We start from the raw sequence: 15252 nt of genomic DNA, 5'->3' as shown, positions 1-15252 counted from the left end.
ACGGAATACGCCCGTCTAGCCCGTGCGACGCGGCTGTGCGCGTGACGGGCAGCAACGGGATCAATCGCTTTCGGTGCGAACGAACGCGCGTCGAATGTGCGCAATCAAGCGCACGCAATATGCAGGCGGGATTATAAGAATAATCAGTGGTTTCTCGCCAGCCGATTTTAGCGGGAATGCGAAGCGTGAAAGCGGAGGTGAAATCGGGATGTGCGCAGAATCCCGCGCACGATTTATTTCGACAACGTCGCCCGCACCGTATATTCGCCTGCGAGCGCCGCATGTTCCGGCCGCACGAAATACCGCGATGAATCGAGATCGGCCGGCAGCGGCTCGACCGGATAGCCGTGCTTTTCCCACGCATCGAGGCCGCCCTTCAGCGCGCGGATGTTGTGGATCATCTTCTTGCGTTGCATCTTCGCGATCAGACGCTTCGCCGTGGCCTCGTTCGGGCACACGCAATACACGACGATCGGCCGCTTCAGCAGCTCAGGATCCAGCAGGTCCGGCGAATCGAGATCGACCGGCACCGCACCGGCGATCCGGTACGGCTCGCGTTCGCGAATCGCGCGCGGTCGCGCATCGAAGATCAGCGGCGGCTCGCTCGACGTCATCATTTCGACGAGCTGCGGCGGGGAGATGCGCACCTGCGCGAGGTAGCGGCGGAACTGCACGCGGCGCACCCAGCGGTACAGCAGGAACGTGATGAAGATCGCGAGGAACGCATCGAGGATCGTGCCGCCGCTCGCGCGCACCCACAGCACGAACTGCACGATCTGGTCATGCACGGCCGCGCCGCCGACGAGCCAGAACGCAGCCCACAGCGACGCGCCGGCCAGATCCCAGAACAGGAAAACGCCGATGCCGATCGCGGTCGTGCCGAGCAGCGGCGCCGACACGAGGCCGAGGCCCGGCAGGAATTTGGAGAGGACGAGCAGCGGCGCGCCGTATCTTTCGAATACGTTACGCGCGAAACGCAGCGTCGTATCGAGCGACAGCGAGAATCGCACGAGCCCGTTCAGCAAGCGCCGGCCGCGCGTGCGGCCCATGAAGAACCACAGCGAATCGGCAAGCATCGTCGCACCGATCGCCGCCGCGAACATGCTCGTCCAGGACGCCTGCCCCATCGCCGCCATCGTACCGCCGAGAATCAGCATCGGCACGGCCGGCACCGGCACGCCGAGCTGCGTGATCAGTACGCTCGCGAACACGGCCCACGGGCCGAGCGACGAGGGAATCGCAATGGGAAAGTGCCACACGGCGGCGCTCCTGGAAGACATGCTGACCGTGCGACGGAGGCGGCCGTCGATACGGCTGGCAGCGATCGCCGCGGCACGTCCGCGGCCGATCCCGCACCATCGTGCATTCTAAACGGGTTTGGCCGGGACCGCGCGCAGCGGCTACCGTTGGAGGCGGCCGCCGCGCTCACGCGTCGGGGCGCTGCGCGAGCGCCGCGACGTATTCCGCGTACTCGGGGAACGCGGCGGCCAGCGCCGTCGCGTCCGCAAGCTCGAATTCAGCGAACTCGAACCCCGGCGCGACCGTGCAGCCGACGAGCGCGACATGCTCCGGCGACGCGCAGCGCGCACCGAACCAGCGCCCGGCCGGCACGACCGCCTGGAATACGGTGCCGGGGTGCGTGAGCGGGTTGCCGAGCCGGTGGATCGTCAGGCCGTCGTGCTCGTCGAGCACCCACACTTCGAGCGGATCGCCCGCGTAGAAATGCCAGACCTCGTCGGAACGGATCCGGTGCCACGACGAATACGCGCCGTCGCACAACAGGTAGTAGATCGCGGTCGACGCCGCGCGCGGCGCGCCGTCGGCCGGACGCACGACCGTGTCGGCCGCGCGGTAGGTTTCCCGGAAATAGCCGCCCTCGGGGTGCGGTTGCAGATCGAACTGGTGAATCAGGTCGGCGGCGGAGATCGGCATGGCGGATGACGTCGGTGAAGGAATGAACCGGGCACGCGGCACACGGCCCGGCCGTTCGTGAATCCCGTCGGCCGACGTCGCGTGCCGCTGCGTCGATCGCCGCGACCATGCACGCGGCGACTGAATCGCGCGCGAATCGCGGCGCGCGACGATGAAGCGAACACCGGCCGATGCTGCCAGAAGTGCGGGCCGCGATGCAACCCGCGCCACGCGGTCACACCGCAGCGATGTCGCGACGCCAGATATCCGCCGCGCGTCGATCGATGCCGCGGACGCACCGCCGCACCCGCCATCGCACCGCCATCCGCGCGGCGGCCGCCTGCCCGCCGCTCACGGCGCGACGCCGCACCGCCCCGTCACGCGGATGCCGCCGCGGCCGGCTCGTCGTGGCGCACCAGCAGCACGGGCCGGTCGGCCGCCCGCAGCAGCGATTCCGCGACGCTGCCGAGCAGCAGCCGGCGCAGGCCGTGCCGCCCGCTCGTGCCCATCACGATCAGATCGGCGCCGGCCTCGGCCGCCGTGCGCATCAGCACCGCGGCGATGTCCTCGCCGTACGCGTCGAGCGCGCGCACGGTGCCCGGCACGTTCCGCTGCGCGAGCGCCGCCTTCGCATCGTCGAGCACGGGCGTCGCCGCATCGGTTGCCGCCGCGTCGCCGTCGTGTTCGGCCGCGAAGCCCGCATCGACGTCGACGAGCTGCGGCCGGTGCTCGACGACATACGCGCACGTGACCTCGCCGCCGGACGCCGCCGCGATCCTGATCGCTTCGTTCAGCGCGAGACGCGCACTCGGGCTGCCATCGAGCCCGACGAAAATCCGCTTGTACATGGTCCACCCTCCGACCGGGCGCGCGTCGCGCATCGTGCGCACGACGCCCCCGTCACCGCAAGCCGGCCCGATGCCGGCTCGCCTGCCGAACAGTCTGCCCCACGTGCCGACACGCCGGTTGACGCGTGTCAATCGCGGCCGGGACGCCCGCTGCACCGCCCGGCTATCTCATTTTTAGCTGACCCTATTACAAAAAACGCATAAAACGCGCACAATTTCATCTTGAAAATAAACGCCGCACGCGGCCGGTGCGATTTTTCCCGGTTATGCCGCGCCGCCCGAGTGCCACGGGCGGCCCCGACACCAGAATGGCCATCGAATGACCGCCAGTGGAACCCCGCCGCGTGACGCCCGAGGGCCCACGCGCTTCCAGATCATGTTACGCCAGCCGCTCGCGGCTGGCGTCGTTACGCTGTTCGCCGGCGCGGCGCTGTCGCTCGGCGTCGCGCTGCTCGTTCGCGAGCAGTGGCAAGGCGCCGTCCATACGCGCTTCGAGCGACGCACCACGCACGTGACGGCGATGCTGCGCCACGAGCTGCAAGCCGGCGTCGCCGTGCTCGAAAGCACGCGCGGCGCGTTCGCGCTCGCGCCGCAGATGACGCCCGAGCAATGGCGCCGCTACGCCGACACGCTCGAGCTCGACAGCGGGCGTTCGCCGATCCGGCAGTTCGGCTATGCGCCGCTGTCGCCCGCGGCGCGCAGCGCCCTCGCCGGCCACGCGCCGATGCCGGCCGGCCCGCTCGCGGTGGCGACGCTCGGCGCGCCCGTGTCGAGCTCGGCCGGCGTGCGCTTCGGCGCGCCGGATCGGGCCCCGCTCGCGCGCGCGCTGCGGACCGGCGATGTCGCACTCGGCATCCATTCGGCCGACGACGACACCTCCCGCGATGCGCGCACCCTCACGCTGTTCCTGCCCGCGACGGCGTCGCAGCGCACGACCGCCGCACCGGCCGGCGCCCATGAAACCGGCGCCGACGGCGTGCTGTTCGCGCAAGTGAGCCCGAATCGCCTGATCGAGCGCGCGCTCGACACGGAACGCGGGCTCGACCTGCGAATCAGCGCCGGCGACGATCCTCGGCCGATCGCGAGCGCCGAGACGACGACCGACGAGGCCTCCGCGTCGCCCGACCTGATGCGGCGCACCGACCAGCTGACTTTCGGCGGGACCGTGCTGACGCTCGCCTATTCCGCGGACGGCCGCCCGAGCGCAACCGGCGCGCAGCGCGCGGCGGGCACGGTGCTCGCGGCGGGGCTGATCGCATCGTTCGCGTTCGCGGCACTCGTCCATGCGCTGCTGCGCGGCCGCGCCGGCACCGCCGATACGGGCGCCAGCAGCCGCGGCATCCTGAACGAGGCGCGGATGATGGGCATCATCCGTTCGTCGATGGAAGCGATCATCACGATCGACGAGAAGCAGACGGTCGTGATCTTCAACCCGATGGCCGAGCAGGTATTCGGCGTGTCGGCGATGGAGGCGATCGGCGCGCCGCTGTCGCGCTTCATCCCCGAGCGGTTTCGTGCCGCGCATGCGAAGCACGTCGACCAGTTCGGCGTGACGGGCGTGTCCGAGCGGCAGATGGGCCGTCAGCGCGTGCTGTTCGGGCTGCGCGGCAACGGCGAGGAATTCCCGATCGAGGCGTCGATCTCGCAGATCCGAGACGCGTCGGGCAAGCTCTATACGGTGATGTTGCGCGACATCACCGAGCGGCAGCGCGCCGAGAATGCGCTGAAGCAGTCGCGCGAGGAACTGCGCGAACTGTCGGCGAACCTGCAGAACGTGCGCGAGGAGGAAAAGACCCGCATCGCGCGCGAACTGCACGACGACCTCGGGCAGCAGCTGACCGCGCTGAAGATGGATCTGTCGGTCATCGAGCAGCAACTGCGCGCGCCGACTCGTGCGCAACCCGACGACGACGTGCTGTCGCAACTGCAGGGCATGCGCCGGCTGATCGACGCGACCGTCGCGTCGGTGCGGCGCATCGCAGCCGACCTGCGCCCCGTGATGCTCGACGATCTCGGCCTCGTGCCCGCGATCGAGTGGCTGGCGAACGACTTCACGAACCGCTACGGCATCGACGTCGAACGCCGCATCGAAACGGGCGGGCTCACGTTCACCAGCACCGGGGCGACCACGCTGTTCCGGATCGTCCAGGAAGCGCTGACGAACGTCGCGCGCCATGCGGATGCGACGCGCGTCGCGCTGCGGCTCGACATCGAGGAAGGCTTCTGCGTGCTGCGCGTCGCGGACAACGGCCGCGGCGCGGCACCCGGCGGCGCCGCCCATGAGGACAAGTCGTTCGGCCTGATCGGCATTCGCGAACGCGCACACATGCTGGGCGGCAGCGTGACGATCGATACCGCGCTCGCGCGCGGCTTCTCGATCACGGTCGCGTTCCCGCTCGGCACCGTTCAACAGGAAACCACCCTCACATGATCAAGGTGCTCATCGCCGACGACCATACGCTCGTGCGCGACGGTCTGCGGCACATTCTCCAGAACGCCACCGCATTCGAAGTGGCCGGCGAAGCGTGCGACGGGCCGTCGACGATCGCGCTGATTCGTTCGACGCCCGCGCAGGTGCTGGTGCTCGACCTGTCGATGCCGGGCCGCAACGGCGTCGAGCTGATCAAGCAGATCAAGGACGAGAAGCCCGCGCTGCGCGTGCTCGTGCTGACCATGCATGCGGAGCAGCAATACGCGGTGCGCGCGTTCCGCGCCGGCGCGTCGGGCTACCTGACCAAGGAAAGCGCGAGCGCCGAACTGGTCGGCGCTGTGACCAAGGTTGCATCGGGCGGCGTCTACGTGAGTCTCGCGATGGCCGAGCAGTTCGCGCAGAGCCTGAACGAACCGGCCGAGACGCTGCCGCACCAGCGGCTGTCCGACCGCGAGTTCGACGTGTTCCGCCGGATCGCCGCCGGACAGACGCTGACCGAAATCGCACAGGCGCTGTGCGTGAGCGCGAAGACGGTCAGCACCTACAAGACCCGGATTCTCGAAAAGATGCAGATGCCGCACGAAGCGGCGCTGGTCCGCTACGCGATGCGGCACAAGCTGCTCGACGAAACGGACGACGTCTAGGCGCACCGTGCCGGCCGCGCGACGCGCGGGCCGGCTGGACGTTGCACGGCCTTACTTCCCCGGCACCGGACAGGCCAGGTCGCCTTCCTCGCAGGACAGATAACCCTTCAGCGTCTCGTTGCGCGTCCTGGTCAGATCGTCGAGGCAGGTCGACACGACCATCGGGTACACGCTGCCGCCTTCGGCGTTCGCGCTGGAGAAGCTGCATTCGGCGTCGCGGTAGGCGATCCACGCGCGCTGCGCGTTCACGAGTTTCTCCGCGAGCGGCTTCGCATCGCGCAGCCGTGCGGTGACGGCCTGGTAAGTGCGGTTCAGGTCCGCGTCGGATTTCTTGTACGCGCGATCGGCGCACGCCGTCATCGCCGCCTGATCCGTCGCGTCCGCACAATTCGCCTGCGCATGGGCAACGTTCGCCGTCAGCGCGAGCGCGCACAGCAGACCGGTCAAGACACGCATGGATGCTCCTGTTTGTTTTCGTTGAAGTCGTGGAACGTGATGCCGGGCTTGCCGCCGCGCCTCGGTGCGCGACCTCGCCGGCCGACGGGCGCGACTTCCGTCGCGGCCGCCGCAGCGTGGCAATGCCGACCGCGATGCTAGCGCACGCGCGATCGATTGTCAGCCCGCGTGACGCTTGCCGCGCACGCAAAAAAGCCTGCACTCGTCACGAGTGCAGGCTTTTCGGTACGGCTTTGCAGGCGGCCCGACGGCCGCGCGGCGAACGGCTTGCTCAGTGGCCGAAGTACACCGACGAACGATCGGCTGCTGCCGGCACGGTCACGCGCTGGCCCGACTGCGACGTCGCGACCGGGTTCGAGCCGTAGCCCGTTACGTCAGCCTGCGCACCGGTGTTCTGTGCCGCGGCGATCTTTGCCTGTGCGGCCTGGATGTTTTCCGGATAGTTCATCCAGTCGTTCGGGTTGTAGCCGGCCTTTTCGAGCTGGACCAGCTCGGCACGCACTTGCGCGCGCGTCAGCGGCTGCTGGTTCGATTGGGCGAACGAGACGATCGGTGCGGCCACCAGCGCGGCCAGTGCAACTGCCTTGATCAGCGATTTCATGATGCGTTACCTCCAGATTGTTTTGTCAGGCGCTTCGGACTCGGTAGTCGTTGCGCATGAATGGAAGTCTAGGAGGCCCGGCTATCAGGGTAAATACTTAAATCGCAAATTCACTGTTGACCGAATCCGTACAATTGCCGCGCATTCGGCTGAATCATCAGAGGATTATGGCCGGATCGGAACCCAATATGCGGCAGCATGCTGCGACGTTTGCCCGGTCAACGCATCAGCGGACCTGGTCCGCGTCCGTGGCGGCCATGGACAGGTCGAACAGCAACGCCTTGAGGCGAATCCGGTCGTCGGCAGCCGTTTCGTCGAACGCCGCGTGGTGAAGCGCCCAGCCCGGCACCGCCGGATCGGCATGCACCGCTCGCACCGTACCGTCGAGCGTGAGCAACGCGACATGGTCCCCATCCGTATACGGCAATTGCACGTGCAGCGGATCGCCGGCCGCCGCGAGCGCCCGGTCGAGCGCGATCGACAGCCCGTTCAGGCTGAGATCGCGAACGATCCCGATCCCCTCCGCCTGCACCGGCCCGCCCGCGCAGCGGGCCGCGATCCGTACCTGGACGCGCGGCTCGGCGCGCGTCCGCAGCCGGTCGACGAAGCCCGGCGGCGAAAGCACCATGAACGGCGCGGCCCCCGCTGCCTGCACCGCCTCGACCGTCGCACCGAAACGCGACACCGCCGACCGGCCGATCGCGACCGCCTCGACGTCGTCGCCGCGGGCAAAGTCGAGCACGACCGCCGGCTGCGGCTCGACGAACAGCGCACCCGATGCGCCGATCCCGATCAACCGGCAGCGCTGCAGCACGCGGGTCATGCCGACCCGTCGCCGGATGCCGATCGCGGCACCGGTCGATAGCCCCATTCGCATGGCCGCCGGCACGGTGTCGGATGCCGGCGCGGCGGGCTCGGCGTCATCGCGTCGGCGGACGGGCCGGAAATGATCGAACAGGAAAGCATGCTGCGCGGGATCGTGCAGCGTCGTGCCGGCGGGCAGCAGCGCGGCGCCGCCTGCATCGTAGAGATCGAAGCCGAGCGGGACGCCGGCGGAGACGTCGTCGCGCGCGAGCGCGACGTGATCGGTGATGAGCCGCATCGGAAAGGCGCGGAGCGACCGCGCGAGCTGTCGTGACAACGGTATTACGGCAGCATCGCGCGAAATCTGAACGTCTCGTTACTCCGAACCGCTGGTCGCGCCGGGTGAAACCGGCGCCGGGGCCGGGGCCGGCGACGGAGCCGGTACGGCCGAAGGTGCGGTCGGGGCGGAGCCGAGGCCCCCGCCGCCCGTGTTGCCCGCAGGCGTCGCGCTGCCTCCCGTCGCCGGCGGCTGCGCGGCCTGCGGTTGCGACGCGCCCGCCGACAACGCGGCGGCCGATGCCGCCACCTCGGACGCCGGAACCCACTCCTCGACGATGCCGCCGGATGCCGCCTCGGGCGCCGACGCAGCCGATGCGGCCGACGCCGCGGCGGCGTCCGCCTCCGGCTGCCGCTCGATACGCTGCGTCCTGACGGGCGCCGGCGCCTGCTTCGGCTCGGGCCCGAACCAGCCGTCGAACAGATCCGTCACGCGTTCCCGCACCGACGCGAACCAGCCTGGCGACGGCTCGGTATCGAATTTCAGCTTCGTGTCGACGATCCGGGCGCGTTGCGCGCGCTGGAAGAAATCGCCGACGATCGGCAGCGCGCTGTGCGCGCCTTGCCCCCAATAGTCGCTGCGCAGCGTCACGCGGCCGTCGTCGAAGCCGACCCACGCGCCGGCCACCAGCCCGGGCTGCATCAGGATGAACCAGCCGTCCGCGTTGTCCTGCGTGGTCCCGGTCTTGCCGGCCACGTCGCCGCGAATGCCGAAGCGCGTGCGGATGCTGCTGCCGGTGCCGCGCGTCACCACGTCGCGCATCACGCCGAGCAGCGTCTTGTCGGTCTCGGCGTCGAGCGCGCGCTCGGGCGGCGCCGGCGCGTACTCGGCGAGCACGTCGCCCTGGCGGTTCTCGATGCGCGTCACCATCTGCGGCTCGACGTACAGGCCGCCGTTCGCGATCGTCGCGTACGACGCGACCATCTCCTTCAGCGTCACCGGGCTCGTGCCGAGCGCGAGCGACGGCACGCGCTCGAGCGGGCTTTCGCGCACGCCCATGTCGCGCGCGAGCCGCGCCACCGCCGCCGGTCCGACCTTCTCCATCACCTGCGCGGTGATCCGGTTGCGCGACAGCGCGACCGCGTCGCGCAGCGTCATCGGCTTGCCCGACGGCGGCGCGTCGTCGTTCGGCCGCCAGATCTCGCCGCCCTTCAGCGGAATCTCGACCGCCTGGTCGATGAAGGTGTCGTCCGGCTTCATCCCGTTCGCGAACGCGACGCCATAGACGAACGGCTTGAAGGTCGAGCCCGGCTGACGCCGCGCCTGCGCGACGTGATCGAACGGCTCGTTCGTGAAGTCGCGGCTGCCGACCCACGCGCGAATCTGCCCGTCGCGCGGATCGATCGCGACGAAGCCGGCCTGCACGTCGGTCTTCGCCTTGCACAGCGCGCGCATGAAACCGCGGTCGGCGGCGAGTTGCTTCATCGCGACGGCATCGTTCTTGCCGGCATCCTGGGCGGCCTTGTACTCGGGCGACTCGCGCATGAAGGCGCGGAACACCTCGTTGTCGGTGCCGCAGCCGTCGCGGCCGCTCCACGCGTTGTTCGCGATGCCCTGCAACTGGTTCGCCTGCAGCGTCAGCGCCTGGGTCGCCATCTGCTGCAGCCGCGAATCGATCGTGGTGCGCACGATCAGCCCGTCCGAATAGATGTTGTAGTCGTTGCGATCGGCCCAGCCGATCAGCCATTTGCGCAGTTGCTGCGCGAAGTGCGGCGCGGGTCCCGGCGGTTCCTTCTGGCGCTCGAAATCGATGCGCAGCGGCCGCCGCTGCAACTGCGCGAACTGCGCCGGCGACAGCTTGCCGTACTTGACCATCTGGCCGAGCACCGTGTTGCGCCGCTGCAGCGCGCGCTCGGGGTTCAGCACCGGGTTGTAGTAGCTGTTGCCCTTCAGCATCCCGACGAGCGTCGCGCTGTCGAGCACGTCGAGCTCGTCGGCCGACTTGTCGAAATAGGTGCGCGCGGCCATCTCGACGCCGTACGCGTTGTACAGGAACGGCACCGTGTTCAGGTAGGTCTCGAGGATCTGGTCCTTGCTGTATACGGCCTCGATCTTCAGCGCGGTGATCGCCTCCTTCACCTTGCGCGTGAGCGTCGGCGCGCGGCCGATCTCGTCCGGATACAGGTTGCGTGCGAGCTGCTGCGTGATCGTCGAGCCGCCCTGGCGGCTGCCCGAGAACGTATGGAGCGCGGCCGACGCCGTGCGCTTCCAGTCGAGGCCGTGGTGCTCGTAGAAGCGATGATCCTCGGTCGCGATCAGCGCGTCGACCATGTGCGGCGAGATCTGCTTGAGCGACACCCATTCGCGGTTCGACGGCTTGAATTCCGCCAGCACCTTGCCGTCGGCGGACAGCACCTGCGCGGGCTGGTCGACGCGCGCCTTGCGAATGTCGCCGATGCCGGGCGTGAACGGAATCAGCGCCAGCACGTACAACACGAACAGCATCGGCACGGCGGCGGCCGCGCGCAGCACGCCGCGGCGCGTCGGATGACGGAGATGGTGCCAGGCACTGGCCAGGACACGCTTGACGGGCACGGCGGCAGCGGCCGCGACGGGTTGGGCGCGCGCGACCCATTTGGCACAGAGGTCACGCACTGACGACACGTTTCGGCGATTCACGCGGGTGGGGGATCTGCTGGAAAGGCTGCATCGTACCAAAACTCGCGCGGCCCACCGACCGGCGGCCGTCCCCGGCCCGTGCGGACAGTGCCGGATCGCGCATTTTTACAACAAAAAAGGCGCGCATCCCGCAACGGGACCGCGCGCCAAACCTGGTACAACCCGGGGGCCGTGCGCCGTCGTTCAGCGCACGAGAAAACCGTAGGTCAGCGGATCGCGCTCGTCGACGATCCAGTTCGCGAACCCGCAAATATGCGCGCTGCCCTCCACTTCCGGAATCACGGCCGGGATCTCGCCGACCGTCGTCTCGCGCAGCACGCGTCCCTTGAACACCGTGCCGACGATCGACTCGTTGACGAGCGTGTCGCCGGCCGCGAGCAGGCCGCGCTGGTACAACTGCGCGACGCGGCCGCCGGTGCCGGAGCCCGTCGGCGAGCGGTCGACCTCGCGATCCGCGAACACGCAGCAGTTCGCCTGCGTCGAATCCGGATGGCGCGGCGCGTTCGCGATGATCGTGCCGTAGATATGGTTGATTTCGGGGATCTCCGGATGCACGACCGGATATTTCGCGTTCGCGGCGGCCTTCACCTCGGCGCCGAAGCGGATCAGCTTTTCCACCGCCGCTTCGCGCACCGGCAGGTCGAACGGCGCGCCGTCGACGTAGAAATAGAACGCGCCGCCGTACGCGATGTCGCCGGTCACGGTACCGAACGACGGCGTGTCGACCGACACGTCGCGCTGCCAGATGAACGACGGCACGTTGACGAAGCGCACCGGCCCCGCGTGTTCGCCGTCCCATTTCACGAATGCCTCGATGAAGCCGCATGGCGCATCGATGCCGACGCGCGTCTCCGGCACGGTGCGCTGCACCCAGCCGAGCTCGACCGCGGCGGTCGACAGCGCGATGACGCCGTGTCCGCAATGGTCGCTGTAGCCTTCGTTGTGCACGAATATCACGCCGAAATCCGCGTTCGCCGACACCGGCTCGGTCAGGTAGCCGCCGTACATGTCGGCGTGGCCGCGCGGCTCGAACATCAGCGCCGTGCGGATCTCGTCGGCGTTCTCCTTGAGCCATGCGCGGCGCTGGACGATCGTGTCGCCGGGCAGGCGCGGCAGGCCGCTCGTGACGATGCGGAAGGCTTCGCCGCCGGTATGGACCTCGACGGTGGAAAGGGATCGGGAAATTTTCATGGAGGATCGAAGGCGTGAAGACGAAGGACGGCGCCGCGGCGCCGTCCGGTGACGGTTACTTCGCGTACGGCTCGGGCAGGCCGTTGCGGATCACGTAGACGGTGGTCGGCGCGCCTTTCAGGTCGCCGCGTTCGTCGAACGAATAGGTGCCCGCGACGCCCGCGTAGTTCGACTTCGCCAGTTGCGCGATCAGCTTCGCCTTGTCGGTGGTCGTGCCGGCCTTGACCATCGCGTCTGCGAGCAGCTTCATGCCGTCGTAGTAGTTGACGCCGTAGACCTGCGTGTCCGTGTGATAGGTGTCGTGGTATTTCTTCAGAAATTCGCGGCCGGCCGGCGTCTTCTCGAGCGCGACGCCGCCCTGCGCGCAGTAGACGATCGACGCGGCCTCGCCCGCGACCTTGCCCATGTCGGCCGAGCAGATGCCGTCGCCGCCGAGCAGCTTCGCGCGCAACCCGCGCTGCTTCATTTGCTTCGCCATCGGCGCGCCCTGCGCCGCATAACCGCCGAGGAAGATCACGTCGGGATTGCTGGCCTTGATCTTGGTGAGAATGCCGAGGAAATCGGTCGCCGACGAGTTCGTGTATTCCTGGTCGACGATCTTGATCCCGTTCGCCTTCGCGACGTTCATGAACTGCTCCGCAACGCCCTGCCCGTATGCGGTGCGATCGTCGATGACCGCGGCGGTTTTCGCGTTCAGCGTCTTCGCGGCGAAGGTCGCCATCGTGCCGCCGAGCTGTTCGTCGCTCGCGCCGATCCGGAAAATGTTCTTGAAGCCCTGCCGCGTGAGCGCCGGGTTCGACGCGACCGGCAGGATCGGCACGCCCGCGTTGCTGTACACGCGCGACGCCGGAATTGCGACGCCCGAGTTGTACGGCCCGAGCACCGCGACGACGCCCTTGTCGACCAGGTTCTGCGCGACCTGCACACCCGCCTTCGGGTCGGCCTGGTCGTCCTCGGACACCAGCTTGAACGTGACCGTCTTGCCGGCCACCTTCACGCCGGCCTTGTTGAGCTCGTCGACGGCGAGGCGCGCGCCGTTTTCATTGTCCTTGCCGTTCGCGGCCTGCGGGCCGGTCAGCGGTGCCGAATGGCCGATCATCACGACTTCCTGCGCGTACGCGGAAGTCAGCGCGCCGGCGGCAACGGCCACCGAGAGCGCGGTAACGAAGTGTCGCATGGTTGTCTCCTGATTGGTTTTGTGTGGAACCAATGTAGGACACAAGTGGTCCGCATGCAAGCAATTTCAAAATGATTTTTGCGCTTCTGGTCACTTTCAAGACCAGACTGACGTGATGCCCGTCATTTCGGCGTGATGTCGCGCCGCACACGAAGAATATGCTGTTCGACGTAGAAGGCGGCCGCATCGGCGTCGCCCGACACGATCGCCTCGTAGATCAGCCGGTGCTCGGACACGTAGAGCCGGATCCGGCCCGCGTCGTAGATGCCGTCGTCCTTCAGCCGCTTCCACAGCGGCTGGTCCATCGTCTTCGCAACTTCCTCGGCGATCTTCACGATCAGCGCGTCGCCGGTCATCAACGCGAGCTGCCGATGGAACAGCCGGTCGCTCTCGTTCCACAGCGCCCGCTGCTGCGGATCGTCGATGTCGGCGATGGTTTCCATCTGCGCGAGATAGCCTTCGGCGACGGGGTCGGCGCGCCCGTGCGCGGCGGCGAGGCGCGCGATCGCCGGCTCGAGGATGAGCCGCACGTCGAGCGTCGACGTCGGGCTGAAGTCGGCGTCGGGCACGCCGTGCACGTCGCCGCGCTGCGCGAGCACGTCGAGCGGCGCCGACACGACGTAGGTGCCCGAATTGCGCTTCGTGAACACCAGCCCTTCGTTCTGCAGCGCGCCGAGCGCCTCGCGCACGGCCGGCCTGCCGACCTGGAACAGCGCCGCGAGTTCGCGCTCCGACGGCAGCCTCGAATCGGCCGCATAGCGCCCCGCGCGGATCTCGTCGCGGATCTTCTCGGCGACCTGTTCGTAGATCTGCAACGGCCGGAAACCGGCTTCGAGCGATTCGGGACGTGCGGACATCATCTTGGGCTCCTGCCCGGTCGGGTGGTGGACGGGGAAACGGGTTCGCACTATACCGGAGCGATACCGGCGCCGGTGTGCGCGACGCCCATCTGGACGGATATTAGAACCAAAATCGACCGTCTGCTGGCTTTTCCGGCTTGCCTGTCGGCACGCAACTGGTATAGATTCGATCCAGAATGACTGCCGTCTCGATATTCGGCAGCCTCCGGGGCGAGCGCGCCATGCGCACGTCGTCCCCGCCCACCGACACAACACCGACCGACACGATGACCGCTCTCTCCCGGATTCCCGCGTTCGACGCCGCCGAAACGGCCGCGCTGCTCGACTACCCCGCGCTGCTCGCCACGCTCGCACACACCGTCGCCGAATACGCGGCGGGCGAGATCGTCAGCCCCGAACGCCTGGTCGTGCCGCTGCAGGCGGGCGGCGTGATGCTGTCGATGCCGTCGAGCGCACGCGACCTCGCGAGCCACAAGCTCGTGAACGTGTGCCCCGGCAACGGCGCGCGCGGACTGCCGACGATCCTCGGCCAGGTGAGCGCATACGACGCGACGACGGGCGCGCTGCGCTTCGTGCTCGACGGCCCAACGGTCACCGGACGCCGCACGGCAGCCATTACCGCGCTCGGCATCCAGGCGCTGCACGGCGCCGCGCCGCGCGACATCCTGCTGATCGGCACCGGCAAGCAGGCGGCCAATCACGCGGAAGCGCTCGCGGCGATCTTCCCGGACGCGCGTCTGCACGTGCGTGGCTCGCGCGCCGACAGCGCGGCCGCGTTCTGCGCCGCGCACCGCGCGCAGGCGCCGCAGCTCGTGCCGCTCGACGGCGACGCGATTCCCGATGCGATCGACGTCGTCGTCACGCTGACGACGAGCCGCACGCCCGTCTATCGCGAAGCGGCGCGCGAAGGCCGTCTCGTGGTCGGCGTCGGCGCGTTCACCGCGGATGCCGCCGAGATCGACGCCGACACCGTGCGCCACAGCCGGCTCGTCGTCGACGACCCGGCCGGCGCGCGCCACGAGGCCGGCGACCTGATCGTCGCGCAAGTCGACTGGCGGCAGGTCGCGTCGCTCGCCGACGTGCTGCGCGGCGCGTTCGAGCGCAGCGGGCCGCTGCTGTTCAAAACGGTCGGCTGCGCCGCGTGGGATCTGGCCGCGTGCCGCACGGCCCGCGACGCGCTGGACGCGCGCGCGGCCGGCTGATTCCGCGGCGGCGGCCCCCGGATTCGCCCCCCCTGAGCGAGCCCCACCCGGTGTCGCCCGCACACGGCCTCGCCACTTTCCCGTACGCGTTGTAGGAAACGCCCTACAACGCGTCGCAGCGGCCTACACAAACTTCCAATTCGGCCGATTTCATTTTCGGCGGCGCAACAC

The 15252-nt window shown here is 68.7% G+C and carries 13 protein-coding genes; 3 read left to right on the top strand and 10 right to left on the bottom strand.

Going from position 1 to position 15252, the window contains the following annotated elements; translation table 11 throughout:
• Positions 1-233 precede the first annotated feature (233 nt).
• The 3 genes from WS49_RS06110 to WS49_RS06100 form a co-directional block, all read right to left on the bottom strand.
• Positions 234-1259 (bottom strand): DedA family protein/thiosulfate sulfurtransferase GlpE, encoded by a 1026-nt coding sequence (locus WS49_RS06110; RefSeq protein ID WP_059525400.1) that lies wholly within the window; start codon positions 1257-1259, stop codon positions 234-236.
• Positions 1260-1425: 166 nt separating this feature from the next.
• Positions 1426-1932 (bottom strand): cupin domain-containing protein, encoded by a 507-nt coding sequence (locus tag WS49_RS06105; RefSeq protein WP_059525716.1) that lies wholly within the window; start codon positions 1930-1932, stop codon positions 1426-1428.
• A 356-nt stretch (positions 1933-2288) separates the two neighbouring features.
• Positions 2289-2759, bottom strand: a complete 471-nt coding sequence (locus WS49_RS06100) for a universal stress protein (protein ID WP_059525714.1) — start codon at positions 2757-2759, stop codon at positions 2289-2291.
• Positions 2760-3078: 319 nt separating this feature from the next.
• Here WS49_RS06100 and WS49_RS06095 point away from each other — a divergent pair, with 319 nt between their 5' ends.
• Both WS49_RS06095 and WS49_RS06090 read left to right on the top strand, forming a co-directional pair.
• Positions 3079-5190, top strand: coding sequence for a PAS domain S-box protein (locus WS49_RS06095; protein ID WP_059525398.1), 2112 nt, complete (start codon positions 3079-3081; stop codon positions 5188-5190).
• Positions 5187-5834, top strand: coding sequence for a response regulator (locus WS49_RS06090; protein WP_059467935.1), 648 nt, complete (start codon positions 5187-5189; stop codon positions 5832-5834). The genes WS49_RS06095 and WS49_RS06090 overlap by 4 nt, the downstream gene beginning before the upstream one ends.
• 51 nt (positions 5835-5885) lie before the next feature.
• Here the strand turns inward: WS49_RS06090 and WS49_RS06085 are convergent, their stop codons facing one another.
• The 7 genes from WS49_RS06085 to WS49_RS06055 form a co-directional block, all read right to left on the bottom strand.
• Entirely contained in the window at positions 5886-6290 is a 405-nt protein-coding gene (locus WS49_RS06085; RefSeq protein WP_059525396.1) for a lysozyme inhibitor LprI family protein, read from the bottom strand.
• A gap of 271 nt (positions 6291-6561) precedes the next feature.
• The gene (locus tag WS49_RS06080; RefSeq protein WP_059525394.1) at positions 6562-6891 is read right to left on the bottom strand and encodes a DUF4148 domain-containing protein; all 330 of its coding nucleotides are present in this window, start codon (positions 6889-6891) and stop codon (positions 6562-6564) included.
• A 226-nt stretch (positions 6892-7117) separates the two neighbouring features.
• Positions 7118-7993, bottom strand: a complete 876-nt coding sequence (locus WS49_RS06075; RefSeq protein WP_059525392.1) for a PilZ domain-containing protein — start codon at positions 7991-7993, stop codon at positions 7118-7120.
• 78 nt (positions 7994-8071) lie between these two features.
• On the bottom strand, positions 8072-10636 hold the full coding sequence (locus WS49_RS06070; protein ID WP_179949245.1) for a penicillin-binding protein 1A: 2565 nt from the start codon (positions 10634-10636) through the stop codon (positions 8072-8074).
• Positions 10637-10834: 198 nt separating this feature from the next.
• Positions 10835-11842, bottom strand: coding sequence for a trans-3-hydroxy-L-proline dehydratase (gene lhpH / locus WS49_RS06065; protein ID WP_059525383.1), 1008 nt, complete (start codon positions 11840-11842; stop codon positions 10835-10837).
• 55 nt (positions 11843-11897) lie between these two features.
• The gene (locus WS49_RS06060; protein ID WP_059525381.1) at positions 11898-13019 is read right to left on the bottom strand and encodes a branched-chain amino acid ABC transporter substrate-binding protein; all 1122 of its coding nucleotides are present in this window, start codon (positions 13017-13019) and stop codon (positions 11898-11900) included.
• A 122-nt stretch (positions 13020-13141) separates the two neighbouring features.
• On the bottom strand, positions 13142-13879 hold the full coding sequence (locus WS49_RS06055; RefSeq protein ID WP_059525379.1) for a FadR/GntR family transcriptional regulator: 738 nt from the start codon (positions 13877-13879) through the stop codon (positions 13142-13144).
• Positions 13880-14145: 266 nt separating this feature from the next.
• Here WS49_RS06055 and lhpI point away from each other — a divergent pair, with 266 nt between their 5' ends.
• Positions 14146-15081 (top strand): bifunctional Delta(1)-pyrroline-2-carboxylate/Delta(1)-piperideine-2-carboxylate reductase, encoded by a 936-nt coding sequence (gene lhpI / locus WS49_RS06050; protein WP_059525712.1) that lies wholly within the window; start codon positions 14146-14148, stop codon positions 15079-15081.
• Positions 15082-15252: the final 171 nt, after the last annotated feature.

It is taken from the genome of Burkholderia sp. RF7-non_BP4, assembly GCF_001521935.1.
Taxonomy (GTDB): domain Bacteria; phylum Pseudomonadota; class Gammaproteobacteria; order Burkholderiales; family Burkholderiaceae; genus Burkholderia; species Burkholderia diffusa.
Note: the sequence above shows the minus strand (reverse complement) of the source record. Positions and strands in the feature narration are given on the sequence as shown.